We start from the raw sequence: 14,740 nt of genomic DNA on the forward strand, positions 1-14,740 counted from the left end.
GCGCCGTGGTCAGTCCTGCGTGTCATGTCAGGATCACCGCCGCCATCACCGCGATCAGCAGCAGCCCGGCCACCAGACCGGTGACGTAGAGCTGGGCGTTGCCGTTCTGGGCCAGCCGGACCAGGCCGGACAGGCCCATCGTGGCCCGGCCCGAGCCGCGGACCGCACCGTCGATCACCTGTGCGTCGGCACGCACGACCCCCCGGGCCAGCCGCAGGATCGGGCGGGCGACCAGCGCCGTGTACGCGGAGTCGACGTGGAACGCCCGCTCGCACGGCACCCGGAACGGGCCGAGCAGCCTGGCCGGATCCTGGGCAGGGTCGCTGCGCCACAGGGCGTAGACGATGCCCGCGCCGAGCAGCGCCACGACGAGGCTCACCGCCGCCGATCCCCAGTCGACGCCCCAGTTGAGACCCCAGTCGACTTCCGAGCCCACGCCGCCCTGCCACGTGAGCCACAGCCAAGCGAATCCGAACAGCAGGGCGGGCACGGCCAGCACGACGATCGGCCAGACCATCGATCGGGGCAACGATCGAGGCACCGGCGGCGGCCGGACGCCGCTCGGCCCGAAGAAGGTGCGCAGCCAGGCACGGGCGGCGTAGGCGCCGGTCACGCCGATGGTCAGCAGCGCCGAGCCGTACAGGAACGGCTGGGCGGCGCCGTTCGAGTGCTCGATGACCGAGATCACCGCGTCCTTGCTGAAGAAGCCGCTGGCCGGGGGAAGCCCGATCAGCGCGGCGAAACCGATCGTCATCGTCCAGAACGTGACGGGAAGCGCCGTGCGCAGCCCGCCCATGCGACTCATCAGGTTCGACCCGGCGTGGTGGATGACCGCGCCCGCGCACAGGAACAGCAGCGCCTTGAACGCGCCGTGCGACAGCAGATGAAAGATCGCCGCCTGGTCGCCGCCGACACCCCCATGCGCCGCGACGCCGACCCCGGCGGCGAGCGCCCCGGCCATGTAGGCGAGCTGGCTGATCGTGGAGTACGCGAGCACACGCTTGAGATCGTCCTGCGCCAGGGCCGCGAGCGCCGCCCCGAGCATGCCGATCGCGGCGATCACGGCCAGCACGTCGAGCGTGGGCCGCGCCCCGAGGAACAGCGGATAGAGCCGGGCGACGACGAAGATGCCCGCCGCGACCATGGTGGCGGCGTGGATCAGCGCGCTGATCGGGGTCGGACCGGCCATCGCGTCCGGCAGCCAGGTCTGCAGCGGCACCTGCGCGCTCTTGCCCGCGACCCCCATGAGCAGCAGCAGCGTCGCGGCGATCAGCGTGCCGGTCGGTATGTCGGCCCGCAGCACGTCGTCGATCCGGAAACTCCCCGCCGCCATGCCCAGCGTGAAGATCCCGAACAGGAACCCGACGTCACCCAGCCGGGTGACCAGGAACGCCTTGACGGCGGCCCGCGAGTTCGCCCGGTCCTCCCACCAGTGCCCGATGAGCAGGTACGAGCACAGGCCCATGATCTCCCAGCCGACGTAGAGGACGATCAGGTCGCCCGAGTAGACCACGAGCAACATCGCGGCGGTGAACAGGCTGATGAACGCGCTGTACGACGGATAGCGGGGATCACCCCGCATGTACCCCACCGAGTAGACCTGCACGGCCAGCGCCACCACGACCACAAGGATGCCGGTCAGCACTGACAATCCGTCACCGCGCAGTGACACGGAGATCGGGACCGATCCCGTCTCGACCAGCGTCAGCGTGCCCTCCACCCGGCCCGGCAGGAAGGAACCCCAGAACCCGGACCCTCCGGGCCGGAGGGGGGCGACGCTTGGTGGCAGGTCGAGGGCCAGCCGCAGGGTGAGCCACAACGTCAGCGCCGTCGACACGGCCGCGGCGGTGACCGCGAACCACGCCGCCCGGCGGCCGGCCACCGGGTCGCGAGGTTCCGTACGGCTCCCGCCGCCGACACGGCCCGCACTCCATCGCCACCCGACGCGGGAGCCCAGCAGGCCCGCGACGGCCGCGGCGAACGGCAACAGAATGATCAGGGCCACGATCGCGATCACGTCGCGGCCTCCCCGCCCCCGTTTCCGCCTCCGCTCCCGGTCTCGGCGGCGTGTTCGGCGGCGTGTTCGGCGGCGTATTCCGACAGGGCCCGCAGACGGTCCACGTCGACCGTCCGCCTGGTCCGGAACACGGCCAGCACGATCGCCAGCCCCAACCCCACCTCGGCGGCGGCGATCACGATGACGAACAGCGTGAGCACCTGCCCGGAATGCAGCCGGTCCCGCAGCCACACGTCGAACGCGACCAGGTTGAGGTTGACCGCGTTGAGCATCAACTCAACCGACATCAGCACGAGGATGGCGTTGCGCCGGGCCAGCACACCGTACACACCGATCGAGAACAGCAGCGCGGACACGACGACCGGATAGACGATGTGCACCCGGGTTCACCGCCCCGGGCCGTACGGCGGGCTCGTGGCCGGCTCGCGGTGGACCGGCCTCACTCGCGCGCCCCGATGTCGGTGCGGGACAGGACGATGGCGCCGACCAGGGCGGCGAGCAGCAGTACGGACAGCGCTTCGAACGGCAGCACCCAGGTGCGGAACAGGCTCGACCCGAGAGTCCCGGCCGTTCCCTGACCCGGTTCGAGTGGGATGTAGGCCGCGTGGAATCCGGACACCACGACGCTCACGAGCACGCCGGCGGTCGCGACTCCCACCACCGCGGCCGCCCAGCGGTTACCCGAGTCGAGGTCGGCCGACCGTCCGATCGGCGCACGGGTCAGCATGATGCCGAACAGCAGCAGCACGACGATCGCGCCCACATAGATCAGCACCTGCACCCAGGCGACGAACTCGGCGGTCAGCACGAGGTAGCCCCCGGCCAGCGCACCGAAGCAGACGACCAGCCAGAGCGCGGCGTGGACGAGTTGCCGCGTCGTGACGACCAGCAGAGCGGAGCCGAGCGCCACCATCCCGAGCAGCAGGAAGACGATCTCGGGCCCGGACGGCGGCCAGAACCCCGGCTGCGCCTGGGAAGTCACGACTCCTCCTTAGGCCCGTCCTTCTTCCTCGTCGACGGTTCCTGTGAGTCTTGGGAGCCTTGCGAACCTCGCGGCGGCTCCGGCTCCGCGGGCCGGGAAGGCTCCGGCTTCGGGTCCTTGGGAGCCTTCGGCAGCGCTCCCGGCGGTCGGATGGAGCGGATGTCGCGCATCGCCCTCGGCGGCTCCCTGCGCGCCGACGCACTCGGGCCCGGGGAGACCTCGGCCGTGCCCGACGGTACGGCTGTCGCCGCCTCGCCGGCGGACTCCGTCCGTGCCCCGGCCGCCGTTTCCGCCTTCTCCGCCTCCGCCGTACGGCCCGGCGGTGCCGTACGGCCTGGCCGGGACGGCGTACGGGTGGCGGGACGTGAGGCCGCGGCGATCTCCTTGGGCGGCTCGGCGCCCACCTCGTGTGATGGCGGAGGAGGAACGGTCTGGGCCCATTCGCCCAACCGGTCCTTCTCGTGGATGAGGTCGCGAATGTCGTACTCGGCGTATTCGAACTCCGGAGACCAGAACAACGCGTCGAAGGGGCAGACCTCGACGCAGATCCCGCAGTACATGCACAGCGAGAAGTCGATCGCGAACCGGTCGAGGACGTTGCGCGCACGGGGGCGCCCGCCCTCCGGCGCGGGGAGCGTCTCCTTGTGCGAGTCGATATAGATGCACCAGTCGGGACACTCTCGGGCACAGAGCATGCACACGGTGCAGTTCTCCTCGACCAGGGCGATCACGCCCCGGCTGCGAGGAGGAAGATCGGGATGGACCTCCGGGTACTGCTGCGTCTCCGATTTGCGCAGCATGTGCCGGAGGGTCACGGCGAGGCCCTTGGCCAGCCCTTCTCCTGGTATGCGCGCCACATGCAACATCATGGCGCACTGTCGGCCCGAGGTGAACGCGCACCCCCAGGTCTCCACATGTCCACAGCCGGCCGCACGGTTGTCCACGGGTTGTTCATAATGTTGCGGGACGGAACCAGCAAAGTTCGCGACAAATACATAGGGTCGGCACATGACCGGTGTTGGAGGACAAGGGCCCTACGAGCCCTATAGGGGGCAGCAACCATATCCATCCGGACAGCAGAACGGCTCGCCGAATCCCTACCAGGCCTATCCGGTGCCGCCTCCGCAGCCGTTGCGGCAGCGGCCGCCGAGACCGATGCCCCCGCAGCAGCAGCCGTTCACCCCTCCTCCACCGCAGCAGCCGTTCATTCCTCCTCCACCGCCACAGGCACCACAGCCCCAGCCGCAGGGCGGTCCCGGCGTCGGAAGCGTCCTCTGGGCGCTGACACCCATGCTCACCTGCGGTTTCGGCTCCCCGTTCACGATGTTGTTCGCGGCGGTGAAGCGCCGTAGTGCCTGGCTTGGACTGGCCTCCGCCGCCTATGCGATGGCCATCGCGCTGTGGATCGTCATCGTCGACTCCTACGACTCGGAGGACATCCCGGTCGGGCCCGGCCTTCTCATGTTCGCCGGCTTCCTCGGCAGTTGGGCCGGTGCCACCGTGCACTCCTTCATCATCAGACGCCAGGTGTTCGGGGTGCCCGGGGCGAGCGCGAACGACCAGGCGGTCGCGTACGCCCAGCACCGGCGCGCGCTGCGGGAGCAGGCGAGGGAACTCGCCGAGCGCGACCCCTCGATGGCGCGCGAACTGCGGATCGGACGGCCCGATCTGCCCCGACAGTACGACGACGGTGGGCTCGTCGACGTCAACCACGCCCCGGCGCGGGTGATCGCCGACCTGCCCGGGATGACTCCCGCCCTGGCCGAGCAGGTGGTGAAGGTCCGCGAAACAGTCGACTCCTTCGTCTCAGCCGAAGACCTCTCCGCTGCGGCGTCCCTGCCGCCCAATCTGACCCCCGAACTCGCCGAGTACACCATATATCTCCCCTAGTAATCGGGTAATCGCCATTACCGGGGCGCATATCCCTGGCTGATCCTCCGACGCTTCCCTACGCTTGACAAAGCGTCAGCCGTCTCGCTGGAGGAACCGGTGCCGTCACCTGAGGTCGTGCAGTGTAGAACGGACATGGCCGCCGCGGCCGCCGCCGTACACGAGGTCCTCGACGCGCTCGGCGCCGTACCGGGGATGTTCGGCGACGCCACCTGGAAGGGACCTGCCGCCGATCGTTGGGCGGCTGACTGGAACGCTCGAAAATCCCAGCTCACCGCGCTGCTGCACGCCGTGCTGAGCGAGCAGCCGCACCTGGTCGCCCGGCTGGAGGAGGCGACGCGCCGAAGAGCCGCCCTATAGGTACGTCGTGCCGAGAAGGGGATGTAGTGGGGGAATTCGTCGGCGTCAACCCCGTCAACCTTGCGGAGTTGGCCAAGCGTCTGCAACGGCTGCATGAGGTGCTGATCCGAAATGGGCCAATAATTCAGCAAAATATGCAGCAGTGGGGCAGCGACGTCAGCTTCGCCCCGTTGCCACGCCTGATCGACTCGGCGCTGAACGACACCCGGGACATGGACGCCCGCACCACCAAGGCGCACGGCCTGGCGAACGAGAACGGGTGGGATCCGGCACCGCTTTCGGAACTGCTGTCCCCGGGCCGTCGGCCCTCCCCGGCGAACAAACCCGGCTTCATCGGCCCGCGTTCGCCGTACGTGCAACTCGACTGGGCCACCACGGGTGAGAGCGGCTATCAGGCCGAGCAGGACGTCCAGGCGATGAAGGACGCCCTCACCGGCACGGACCCGGAGGCGGTCCGGGTGAGCCTGTCGGGAGTGCGGGAGCACCTCACCCAGCATCTCAACGACAAGCCCTACCTCGCCGCGTTCTGGGCGCAGGCCGCGCCGCTGGCACTCCAGGCCGCCCGGGCGCTCTACAACCGAACGGGAACCACGCTGTTCAGCGCGGAGAGCGTGAGCATCCTGCGGGCGCTCGGCTCGTCGCTGGCGGCGGCCGGCCAGATGCGCGTCGGCACGGGTAAGGACAGCCGTCCACTGCTGTCCCCGCAGGCCAGGGCCGCGATCACCAGGAGTTCCGACCCCTGGTCGGTCGGCATGCTCTTCAAGTACGGCCCCGACGGCAAGTCCTGGGACTCCCACTTCCTCGCCGAGGTCACCCGTTCCATGCTCGACGCCCGCGCCGCCGGCAAGGTCCACGTCCCCATCCCACCTGACCACGGCGGCATCCTTGACCGGGATCGCGCTCTGTACCAGAAACGCATCGCCGACTTCGACCCGGTCCTGGCGGTGATGGAACGGGCGACCCAGAACGGCCGGGCCGCCCGCCACGTGCTCGGCGACCCGGACAGCGGTCTCAAGTACGCGAAGATGCTCGTCAGCGACGACTGGCACACACCCGGTGTCAAGGTCGGACCGTACGGCAAGGCAAGCGGCGCGGATCCCTCACTCACGGTGGACCGGATCGATCTGACTTCCCATGCCGCCGAATTCCTCAAGGCTGCGGTGTCCGCACCGAGAGGCGCCTCCGACGACGCCAAGGAATCGGCCTGGTCCGTCGTCCATATCGTCCAGGCCACCTCCGAATTCACCAAGCTCCACCCCGACAAAATCCTCCCCCACGAGATCCGCCAATCCCTCATCTACACCGCCGACCGCTACCTCCCCGACTTCGCCATGGGAGTGACTCGCCCCTACGGCTCGGGCGCAGTTCCACTTGGTGACGTTGATGGGAATCCGTGGGTTTCCGTCATCGACGGCACCCAACTGGCGGATTTCTTCAACAAAACGCTCGGCGACCCAGAGGAGTTCGGCAGATTCAAAGGCATGCTGGATGCTCGAATATCTACTGCCGTCACCGCCACCATCAAGGATCCCTCAGACGCCAACTATCTCAGCGAAATGGCGGGTTTATATGGTTTGATCGAACGCGTTCAAGCCGATCGGCGTTTTGCTGAAGGAGAACTTAAGGACGAACAGGCGACACGGAACCAGGTGGCCCTCGCCGCGGTTACCGGAGGTTTCGGCGCAATCAGCTTCACCAACCCCTGGGGGCCCGGCACGATCACGCAGTTCCTCACTGGATCCGCTACACCCGTGGCGAGCGAACTCTTCGATACCGATAACGCCCTGAAAGCTCTCAAGAACAATGCCGATGCCTTCAGGAGTCAAGTTTTTCATGTCGAAATACCAGTCATCCAGGGATTGGTCAACGCAGGCGTTCTACATCCTCCGGAAAACGCTAGCTGGTTCAGCGGCGGCCAAGTATCGGCGAACCCTGCCTTAACGGCATGGCTGAGCCAACACACAGACACAAAGTATGGCGACAAAACCCTCGGGGAGTGGGTCAAGGAAGCCCAGATCGCAATGAGGTTCCAGCAATGAGTTCGCACGCGAAGACATGTGCAACACTGATCTCTGTCGCCCTGGTTCTTACGGCCTGTAACCGCGATCAAACACAGTCGCCTGATAGTGAACTGTCTCGCCGCGGTTTCGCTCTGACAGTCGTCATTCAGTGTTTTATAGACCATCGTCTTGTACCCCAAAGCGAGCTGCGAGGACGCTCTTGGCTGGAGAACGGGAGAGTCAAGCCCGACGCCAGTTTCACCGCATGGATCAGCACGCATCGAGACACCGTGTACCACGGGAAGACTCTGCACACCTGGGAAGATGAGGCGACGGCCGCTTGGCCTGACTGGAAGTGTCCGCTTTGATGGCTGACGGAGACTTGTGAGCAGCCCGCTGAATGAGGTCAATTGAGCTTCGCCTGCTCGTGGAGGAGTTCGACCAGGGTTGGCAGATCCTCGGCAGCCACGGTCTTGTACATACCTAGCTTGAGTTGCTCGCCGCTCAAGATCACGCCACGTCTGGTGGCGTAGTACGCCCCTTCGTCACTGCGGAACATCGCCCAACCGGAAAACGCTCTGCGGACCTCGTCAAGGTCTGCACTCGTTGAAGTTCTCACATGACTGAGCGTACTCCTCCTGTACATGCCTGTCCATGCCATCACATGGCATGGGCTGGTTAGGGGTAGCTCGGCATGTTTTCCTACGGTTGTCGACATGATGGAGTTCGAACCCGATCGCTACGTGTGGGTTCAAGTTGCTGAGCGACTACGGAATCGCATCGTCGATGGGACATACCAACCCAAACGCCTCCTGTCAGAGGTGCAACTCATGCAGGAGTTCGGCGTGGCTCGGGGCACGTTGCGCAAGGCGATGAAGAAGCTGAGAGAGGAGGGGCTCCTCTATACGGTTCCGAACCTCGGAAGCTTCGTCAGCCCCCAGGGCGAGGAGGACGGGGTTGAGAGCGACGAACCGGAGGCGGCGGGTTCGGCGACTGACTCCGCGTAGGCAGGCACCTGCTGTCGCACGTCCGCATCGGCAGTCACTCGGGCCCTGCTCGTGAGCCATCGGCGGTAACGAGCCTCACCACGGGAGATCGTCCGTGGTGTCGTCGAGCATGCCCCGCAACTCCTCGGCGAGGCCCGCCTGGTCATGACCAAGCAGCAGCAGTTCGCCGATGATTTCCGTGGCGGGCACCCAGCGGCGGCGCCGCTCGACCGGGATGGACTTCGCGACGGTGTCATCATCCCCAGCCATCTCTGTCCACTCCTCCCAAAACCGCCGCGGCATCGTTTCGTAGTGCCCACGCCAGAGTTCCCACCCAGCCACCGTAGGACGTCTGCCGTCGGTGGGACGGGCGTACGGTCAGGTCATGAGGACCTTGGTTACGCCGGTGAGGGCGAGTTGGAGGAGGGCAAGGGGGACGAGGCCGATCCAGGCGAGCTTCTGCAACTGGTCCTCCCGCAGCCGGGGATAGCTCACCCGGAGCCAGATCACCACGAACGCCAGGGCGAAGACCTTGGCGAGCGTCCAGACGGGCCCCGGGAGCAGCGGGCCGTGCCAGCCGCCGAGGAAGAGGACGGTGGTCAGCGCCGACAGCACCACGATCCCGGCGTACTCCGCGAGCATGAACAAGGCGAACCGCAGGCCTGTGTACTCGGTCATCGGGCCCATGATGATCTCCGACTCGGCGATCGGCATGTCGAACGGCGGCCTGCGCAGTTCCGCCAGCCCGGCGACGAAGAAGACCATCGCACCGATGGCCTGCCAGGGCAGCCACCACCACCGCCACTGCTCGACGATCCCCTGCAGCGACAGCGTGCCGGCGGCCATCGCCACGCTGGAGGCCGCGAGCACGAGCGGCAGCTCGTACGACATGAGCTGGGCCGCCGCCCGGATGCCGCCCAGCACGCTGTACTTGTTGGCCGACGCCCACCCCGCCATGATCACGCCGAGCACGCCGATGCCCATCACGGCCAGCGCGAAGAACAGCCCGGCGTCGAGGTCCACCCCCACCAGCCCGGGGCCGACCGGGATCACGACCATCACCACGAGGTACGGCACGAGCGCCACGGCCGGCGCGATGGCGAACACCCGTCGGTCGGCGGCGGCCGGGATCACGTCCTCCTTCTGGGCGAACTTGACCCCATCCGCGATGAGCTGCGCCCAGCCGTGGAAACCCCCGGCGTACATCGGCCCGAGCCGGGACTGCATGTGGGCCATGGCCTTGTGCTCCATCTGCCCGACGATCAGCGGTAGCAACAGGAACGCCGCCACGATGGCGACCAGCCGTACCGCGATGTCGAGCAGGTCAGCCACCGCCCGTCTGCTCCTCCCCTCGCGCGGACTCGCGTGCGGCTCCCCCGCCACCGCCGGCCCAGTCGGCGGGGACGCCGGGCGGCAGCATCTTGCGGCGGCTGGGTGACCCATGGCCGGACTCACCCGGCTCCTTGGCCCCCGGCCAGGCCTTGGCGACCCGGGCGGCGAGTACGAAGTCCTTGCGCAGCGGATGCCCCTCGAACCCGTCGGGCAGCAGCAGCGGCCGCAGATCGGGGTGGCCGTCGAAGACCACGCCGAACATCTCGAACGTCTCCCGCTCATGCCAGTCGGCTCCGCGGAAGACGCCGGTCGCGGTCGGCAGGCGGGGATCGGCGCGCGGCACCCGAGTTCTGACCAGCAGGTGCGCCATCGCGACCGGGTCGAAGACGTGGGCCACGACGTGGAAGCCGTCCGGCGGGTCGTCCACACCGGTCAGCCAGTCGAAGAACTCGAAGCCCCGGGACCTGGCGAAGGACAGCACCTCGACCCAGTCGTCCGGTGCCACGTCCACCACGAGCTCGCCGAACGAGTCGGAGAGCTGGACGCGCGAGCCGTACCGCTCCTGGACCGCAGCCGTAAAAGCGGGCGCGGCGCTCACGATTGCCCGCCCGGCAGGTACCGGTCGCTCAGCGTCTCACCGGCGATCTTCTCCTGGAGCTTCATGATGCCCTGGAGCAGCGCCTCGGGCCGGGGCGGGCAGCCGGGGACGTACACGTCGACCGGGATGATCTGGTCGACGCCCTTGGTCACGCAGTAGGAGTCCCAGTACGGCCCGCCGGTGTTGGAGCAGGCCCCGAACGAGATGACGTACTTGGGATCGGGCATCTGCTCGTAGAGCCGCTTGACCGCCGGGGCCATCTTGTCGGTCACCGTGCCAGAAACGATCATGAGATCGGCCTGCCTGGGGCCGTTCGCGAACGGGATCACCCCGAACCGGATGAAGTCATGCCTGCTCATCGACGTCGCGATGAACTCGATGGCGCAGCAGGCCAGCCCGAAGTTGAACACCCACAGCGAATAGCGGCGCCCCCAGTTCAGCACGAATTTCATGGGCTTGGGCGCCAGCCGGGATCCGGGCCCGACAGTCGGCGTCGGAAGGTCGCTCACCGCCATATCCCCATTCTGCTCTTCCGGCGGGCCTCCCGGCGAATGGTCGTGCCCGGCACGGACCGCGTCAGGTCCAGGTGAGCACCCGTTTCCGCCAGGCGTACAGGATGCCGAGGGCGATGAAGCCCAGGAAGACGAACATCTCCACGAGGGTGGCCATGCCGTACCCGGGCGCGGCGAAGATCGTGGCCCAGGGGAAGAGGAAGACCGCGTCGACCGCGAAGACCACGTAGAGATATGTGAAGACGTAGTAGCGGATCTGCGACTGCGCCCATCCCTCGCCGACGGGATCGATCCCGCATTCGTAGGTGAGCAGCTTCTCCGGCGTCGGCCGGTGCGGCCGGAGGGCGCGATTGGCCATGAGTCCCCCGGCGAAGATCGCCACGCCGATGAGGAGTAGGACCGCGACGACGGCATACGACCCGAAATATCCGTTCAAGCCGCCTCCCAGCCCGTACGACCTTCGGTACGCCCCCGGAGCCCTCACCATCGAGCCTACGCCGACGCCGAGCGGCCACACAGCGCCACTCAGCGCCGCACAGGGCCACACAGGGCCACACAGCGGCCATTCAGCGGCCACGCAGCGGCACGGCACGGCCACGGGCCGGAAGCGGCGATCCCAAAGAGTGGGCAATGAGGGACCGAGGTCGGCCTCCCGCATATAGTTGAGGATCGTGACCCGGAAGATGCTCTTCGCTCGCTTGCACGTCGACCTGTGCCGGCTCGCGGCGGGGCTGTGTCGCCCGGATGGCCCGCGAGCTTGATATGGCCGCCGACCTCGGTCCAGCCACAGACAGGGCGTCAGATGCGGGTTCCAAGCCCGCCTCCCCCCTGAACGGCAAGCCCCGATAGTACGCACGTCAATGTTCGCACGATGGAAAACAAGGCGTGGCCCCGATGGATCTAGCATGGATATAGGAACGCGCGCCGGGCAGGGCGGCCCGGGCGTGTCGAGGAGGATTGAGGAGCTGTGACCAAGCAGGTTCAGCAACTCGACCGTGTGATCATCCGGTTCGCGGGTGATTCCGGCGACGGAATGCAGCTCACAGGTGATCGGTTCACAGCGGAGACGGCTCAGTTCGGCAACGACCTGTCGACGCTTCCCAACTTCCCGGCGGAGATCCGGGCTCCCGCGGGCACGCTGCCCGGGGTGTCGAGCTTCCAGCTCCACTTCGCCGACCACGACATCCTGACCCCCGGGGACGCGCCGAACGTCCTGGTCGCGATGAACCCGGCGGCGTTGAAGGCCAACCTGTCGGACCTGCCGCGCGGGGCGGACATCATCGCCAACACCGATGAGTTCACCAAGCGCAATCTGACCAAGGTGGGGTACGACGGCAACCCGCTGGAGGACGACTCGCTGGCCGAGTGGCGTCTGCACGCGGTGCCGCTGACCTCGCTGACGGTCAAGGCGCTCGAGGGCTTCGACGTCTCCAAGAAGGACGCCGAGCGGGCCAAGAACATGTTCGCGCTCGGGTTGCTGTCGTGGCTGTACAACCGGCCGACCGAGGGAACGCTCGCGTTCCTGGAGGCGAAGTTCGCCAAGAAGCCCGAGATCGCCAAGGCGAACATCGCGGCGTTCCAGGCGGGGTGGAACTACGGCGAGACCACCGAGTCGTTCTCGGTGTCGTACGAGGTCAAGCCGGCCCGGCTCAAGGCGGGCGTGTACCGGAACATCTCCGGCAACCTGGCGTTGGCCTACGGGCTGGTCGCGGCGTCGGTGCAGGCGAAGCTGCCGCTGTTCCTCGGGTCGTATCCGATCACTCCGGCCTCCGACATCCTGCACGAGCTGTCCAGGCACAAGCGGTTCGGCGTACGGACCTTCCAGGCCGAAGACGAGATCGCCGGGGTCGGCGCCGCCCTCGGGGCGTCGTTCGGCGGGTCGCTGGGCGTGACCACCACCTCCGGCCCGGGCGTGGCGCTGAAGGCCGAGACCGTCGGCCTTGCGGTGGCGACCGAGCTGCCGCTGGTCATCGTGGACGTGCAGCGGGCCGGCCCGAGCACGGGGATGCCGACCAAGACCGAGCAGACCGACCTGTTGATGGCGATGTTCGGCCGCAACGGTGAGTCGCCGGTGCCGGTGCTGGCCCCGGCCACCCCGGCGGACTGCTTCCACATGGCGGTCGAGGCGGCGCGGATCGCGCTGAAGTACCGCACGCCGGTGATGCTGCTGTCGGACGGGTACCTGGCCAACGGGTCCGAGCCCTGGCGCATCCCCGAGATCGACGAGCTCCCCGACATCTCGGTGGAGTTCGCGACCGAGCCGAACGGCGAGGACGGCACGACCTATCTGCCGTTCCAGCGCGACCCGGACACGTTGGCGCGTCCGTGGGCGGTGCCCGGGACCGCCGGGTTGGAGCACCGGATCGGCGGCATCGAGAAGGCCGACGGGTCGGGAAACATCTCCTACGATCCGGACAACCACGACCGAATGGTTCACCTGCGTCAGGCCAAGATCGACGGGATCGACGTGCCCGACCTTGCCGTGGACGACCCTGACGGGGACGCCCGGGTGCTCGTGCTCGGCTGGGGGTCGACCTACGGCTCGATCGCGGCAGGAGTACGGCGGGCCCGCGCGGCCGGGCACAAGGTCGCCCAGGCCCACCTGCGGCATCTGAACCCGCTGCCGGCCAACACCGGCGAGGTGCTGCGCGCCTACGACAAGGTGCTGCTGCCGGAGATCAACCTCGGCCAGCTCGCCATGCTGCTGCGGGCCCGGTTCCTGGTCGACGTGATCAGCTACAACCGGGTGCGCGGCCTTCCGTTCAAGGCCGAAGAGCTCGCCGGCGTGATCAGTGACGTCATCGGGGACGTGATCGAAAGTGACTGAAATCCACAACGGCAACGGGAGCCTGAACGGCAAGGGCCTGGCCCTGGTGCCCCGGGCCGAGGGCAAGCAGACACTGAAGGACTTCAAGTCCGACCAGGAGGTCCGCTGGTGCCCCGGCTGCGGCGACTACGCCATCCTGGCGGCGGTGCAGTCGTTCCTGCCCGAGCTCGGACTCAAGCGCGAGAACATCGTGTTCGTCTCCGGGATCGGTTGCTCCTCACGTTTCCCGTACTACCTGAACACCTACGGCATCCACTCCATCCACGGCCGCGCCCCGGCCATCGCGACCGGGTTGGCGGCCTCCCGGCCGGACCTGTCGGTGTGGGTGATCACCGGGGATGGCGACTCGCTGTCGATCGGCGGCAACCACCTGATCCACGCGCTGCGTCGCAACGTCAACCTCAACATCCTGCTGTTCAACAACCGGATCTACGGGCTGACCAAGGGGCAGTACTCCCCGACCAGCGAGGTCGGGAAGATCACCAAGTCGACCCCGATGGGATCGCTGGACAAGCCGTTCAACCCGATCTCCCTCGCGCTGGGGTCCGAGGCCTCCTTCGTGGCCCGGACCATCGACTCCGACCGCAAGCACCTGCAGGGCGTGCTGCGTGAGGCGACCGCCCACCAAGGCGCCTCGCTGGTGGAGATCTACCAGAACTGCAACATCTTCAACGACAACGCCTTCGAGGCGCTGAAGGACCCCGCCACCCGCGACGACATCACCGTCAAGCTCGAGCACGGGCAGCCGATCGTGTTCGGCACCGGTGACAACGAGAAGGCGGTGCGGCTGTCGCCGACCGGCGGGGTCGAGGTCGTACGCCGAGCCGACATCGCCGACAGCGAGATCCTGGTCCACGACGCGCACAACCCCGACCCATCGGTGGCGTTCGCACTGTCGCGGCTGGACGACCCGGCGTTCGAGCACGTACCGATCGGGATCTTCCGCTCGGTCGACCGCCCCGCCTACGACCAGCTCCTCAACGAGCAGGTCGACACCGCCATCGCCACCAAGGGCCCCGGCAGCCTCGCCGGCCTGCTCCACTCCGGCGACACCTGGCAGATCAACTGAACAAGGACCACCTGACGAAGGGACTCGCCATCGCGCGAGTCCCTTCGCATATGTCCGCCTATGTCCGCGTATATCCGGGGCTCGTCGCCCGGCGCCCGCCTTCCGCCACCTCACGGTTTTCTGAAGATCTCCCAAGGGGGGGCGGCGACCTGCGACAATTTCACTTC

The 14,740-nt window shown here is 67.5% G+C and carries 17 protein-coding genes; 7 read left to right on the forward strand and 10 right to left on the reverse strand.

Annotated features, from left to right (window positions below):
- Positions 1–22 precede the first annotated feature (22 nt).
- From ACFHYQ_RS17680 to ACFHYQ_RS17695, 4 genes are all read right to left on the reverse strand, one after another.
- On the reverse strand, positions 23–2,017 hold the full coding sequence (locus ACFHYQ_RS17680; protein WP_394302251.1) for an NADH-quinone oxidoreductase subunit 5 family protein: 1,995 nt from the start codon (positions 2,015–2,017) through the stop codon (positions 23–25).
- Positions 2,014–2,397 carry an NADH-quinone oxidoreductase subunit NuoK gene (nuoK, locus tag ACFHYQ_RS17685; RefSeq protein ID WP_394302252.1) on the reverse strand — a complete coding sequence of 128 codons (384 nt, stop codon included), beginning with the start codon at positions 2,395–2,397 and terminating at the stop codon, positions 2,014–2,016. Before nuoK ends, ACFHYQ_RS17680 begins: the two co-directional genes overlap by 4 nt.
- Before the next feature lie 59 nt (positions 2,398–2,456).
- Positions 2,457–2,930, reverse strand: coding sequence for an NADH-quinone oxidoreductase subunit J family protein (locus ACFHYQ_RS17690; protein ID WP_394302321.1), 474 nt, complete (start codon positions 2,928–2,930; stop codon positions 2,457–2,459).
- A 65-nt stretch (positions 2,931–2,995) separates the two neighbouring features.
- The gene (locus ACFHYQ_RS17695; protein ID WP_394302253.1) at positions 2,996–3,943 is read right to left on the reverse strand and encodes a NuoI/complex I 23 kDa subunit family protein; all 948 of its coding nucleotides are present in this window, start codon (positions 3,941–3,943) and stop codon (positions 2,996–2,998) included.
- 64 nt (positions 3,944–4,007) lie between these two features.
- On the opposite strand from ACFHYQ_RS17695, the gene ACFHYQ_RS17700 reads away from it, so the two are divergent.
- From ACFHYQ_RS17700 to ACFHYQ_RS17710, 3 genes are all read left to right on the forward strand, one after another.
- Positions 4,008–4,889, forward strand: a complete 882-nt coding sequence (locus ACFHYQ_RS17700) for a ComEA family DNA-binding protein (RefSeq protein ID WP_394302254.1) — start codon at positions 4,008–4,010, stop codon at positions 4,887–4,889.
- 117 nt (positions 4,890–5,006) lie between these two features.
- The gene (locus ACFHYQ_RS17705; protein ID WP_394302255.1) at positions 5,007–5,249 is read left to right on the forward strand and encodes a hypothetical protein; all 243 of its coding nucleotides are present in this window, start codon (positions 5,007–5,009) and stop codon (positions 5,247–5,249) included.
- A gap of 26 nt (positions 5,250–5,275) precedes the next feature.
- On the forward strand, positions 5,276–7,288 hold the full coding sequence (locus tag ACFHYQ_RS17710; RefSeq protein WP_394302256.1) for a hypothetical protein: 2,013 nt from the start codon (positions 5,276–5,278) through the stop codon (positions 7,286–7,288).
- 367 nt (positions 7,289–7,655) lie between these two features.
- On the opposite strand, the gene ACFHYQ_RS17715 is transcribed toward ACFHYQ_RS17710, so the two are convergent.
- Positions 7,656–7,808: a hypothetical protein gene (locus tag ACFHYQ_RS17715; protein WP_394302257.1), complete on the reverse strand. Its 153-nt coding sequence runs from the start codon at positions 7,806–7,808 to the stop codon at positions 7,656–7,658.
- 157 nt (positions 7,809–7,965) lie between these two features.
- Here ACFHYQ_RS17715 and ACFHYQ_RS17720 point away from each other — a divergent pair, with 157 nt between their 5' ends.
- A complete protein-coding gene (locus ACFHYQ_RS17720) occupies positions 7,966–8,256 on the forward strand; it encodes a GntR family transcriptional regulator (RefSeq protein ID WP_394302258.1) in 291 nt (96 codons plus the stop codon).
- Between the two features lie 75 nt (positions 8,257–8,331).
- Here ACFHYQ_RS17720 and ACFHYQ_RS17725 read toward each other — a convergent pair whose 3' ends face one another.
- The 5 genes from ACFHYQ_RS17725 to ACFHYQ_RS17745 all read right to left on the reverse strand — a co-directional run bounded on the left by ACFHYQ_RS17725 (position 8,332) and on the right by ACFHYQ_RS17745 (position 11,113).
- A complete protein-coding gene (locus ACFHYQ_RS17725) occupies positions 8,332–8,505 on the reverse strand; it encodes a hypothetical protein (protein WP_394302259.1) in 174 nt (57 codons plus the stop codon).
- Between the two features lie 108 nt (positions 8,506–8,613).
- On the reverse strand, positions 8,614–9,567 hold the full coding sequence (gene nuoH, locus ACFHYQ_RS17730; RefSeq protein ID WP_394302260.1) for an NADH-quinone oxidoreductase subunit NuoH: 954 nt from the start codon (positions 9,565–9,567) through the stop codon (positions 8,614–8,616).
- Positions 9,560–10,165 carry an NADH-quinone oxidoreductase subunit C gene (locus ACFHYQ_RS17735; RefSeq protein ID WP_394302261.1) on the reverse strand — a complete coding sequence of 202 codons (606 nt, stop codon included), beginning with the start codon at positions 10,163–10,165 and terminating at the stop codon, positions 9,560–9,562. The genes nuoH and ACFHYQ_RS17735 overlap by 8 nt, the downstream gene beginning before the upstream one ends.
- Positions 10,162–10,680 carry an NADH-quinone oxidoreductase subunit B gene (locus ACFHYQ_RS17740; protein ID WP_446746303.1) on the reverse strand — a complete coding sequence of 173 codons (519 nt, stop codon included), beginning with the start codon at positions 10,678–10,680 and terminating at the stop codon, positions 10,162–10,164. The genes ACFHYQ_RS17735 and ACFHYQ_RS17740 overlap by 4 nt, the downstream gene beginning before the upstream one ends.
- Positions 10,681–10,741: 61 nt before the next feature.
- Positions 10,742–11,113 carry an NADH-quinone oxidoreductase subunit A gene (locus tag ACFHYQ_RS17745; protein ID WP_394302262.1) on the reverse strand — a complete coding sequence of 124 codons (372 nt, stop codon included), beginning with the start codon at positions 11,111–11,113 and terminating at the stop codon, positions 10,742–10,744.
- Between the two features lie 247 nt (positions 11,114–11,360).
- On the opposite strand from ACFHYQ_RS17745, the gene ACFHYQ_RS17750 reads away from it, so the two are divergent.
- The 3 genes from ACFHYQ_RS17750 to ACFHYQ_RS17760 all read left to right on the forward strand — a co-directional run bounded on the left by ACFHYQ_RS17750 (position 11,361) and on the right by ACFHYQ_RS17760 (position 14,573).
- Entirely contained in the window at positions 11,361–11,438 is a 78-nt protein-coding gene (locus tag ACFHYQ_RS17750; RefSeq protein ID WP_394302323.1) for a putative leader peptide, read from the forward strand.
- 206 nt (positions 11,439–11,644) lie between these two features.
- Positions 11,645–13,504, forward strand: coding sequence for a 2-oxoacid:acceptor oxidoreductase subunit alpha (locus ACFHYQ_RS17755; protein WP_394302263.1), 1,860 nt, complete (start codon positions 11,645–11,647; stop codon positions 13,502–13,504).
- A complete protein-coding gene (locus ACFHYQ_RS17760) occupies positions 13,497–14,573 on the forward strand; it encodes a 2-oxoacid:ferredoxin oxidoreductase subunit beta (RefSeq protein ID WP_394302264.1) in 1,077 nt (358 codons plus the stop codon). Before ACFHYQ_RS17755 ends, ACFHYQ_RS17760 begins: the two co-directional genes overlap by 8 nt.
- The last annotated feature ends 167 nt before the right edge of the window (positions 14,574–14,740 follow it).

The organism is Sphaerimonospora cavernae (genome assembly GCF_042435035.1).
Classification (GTDB): domain Bacteria; phylum Actinomycetota; class Actinomycetes; order Streptosporangiales; family Streptosporangiaceae; genus Sphaerimonospora; species Sphaerimonospora cavernae.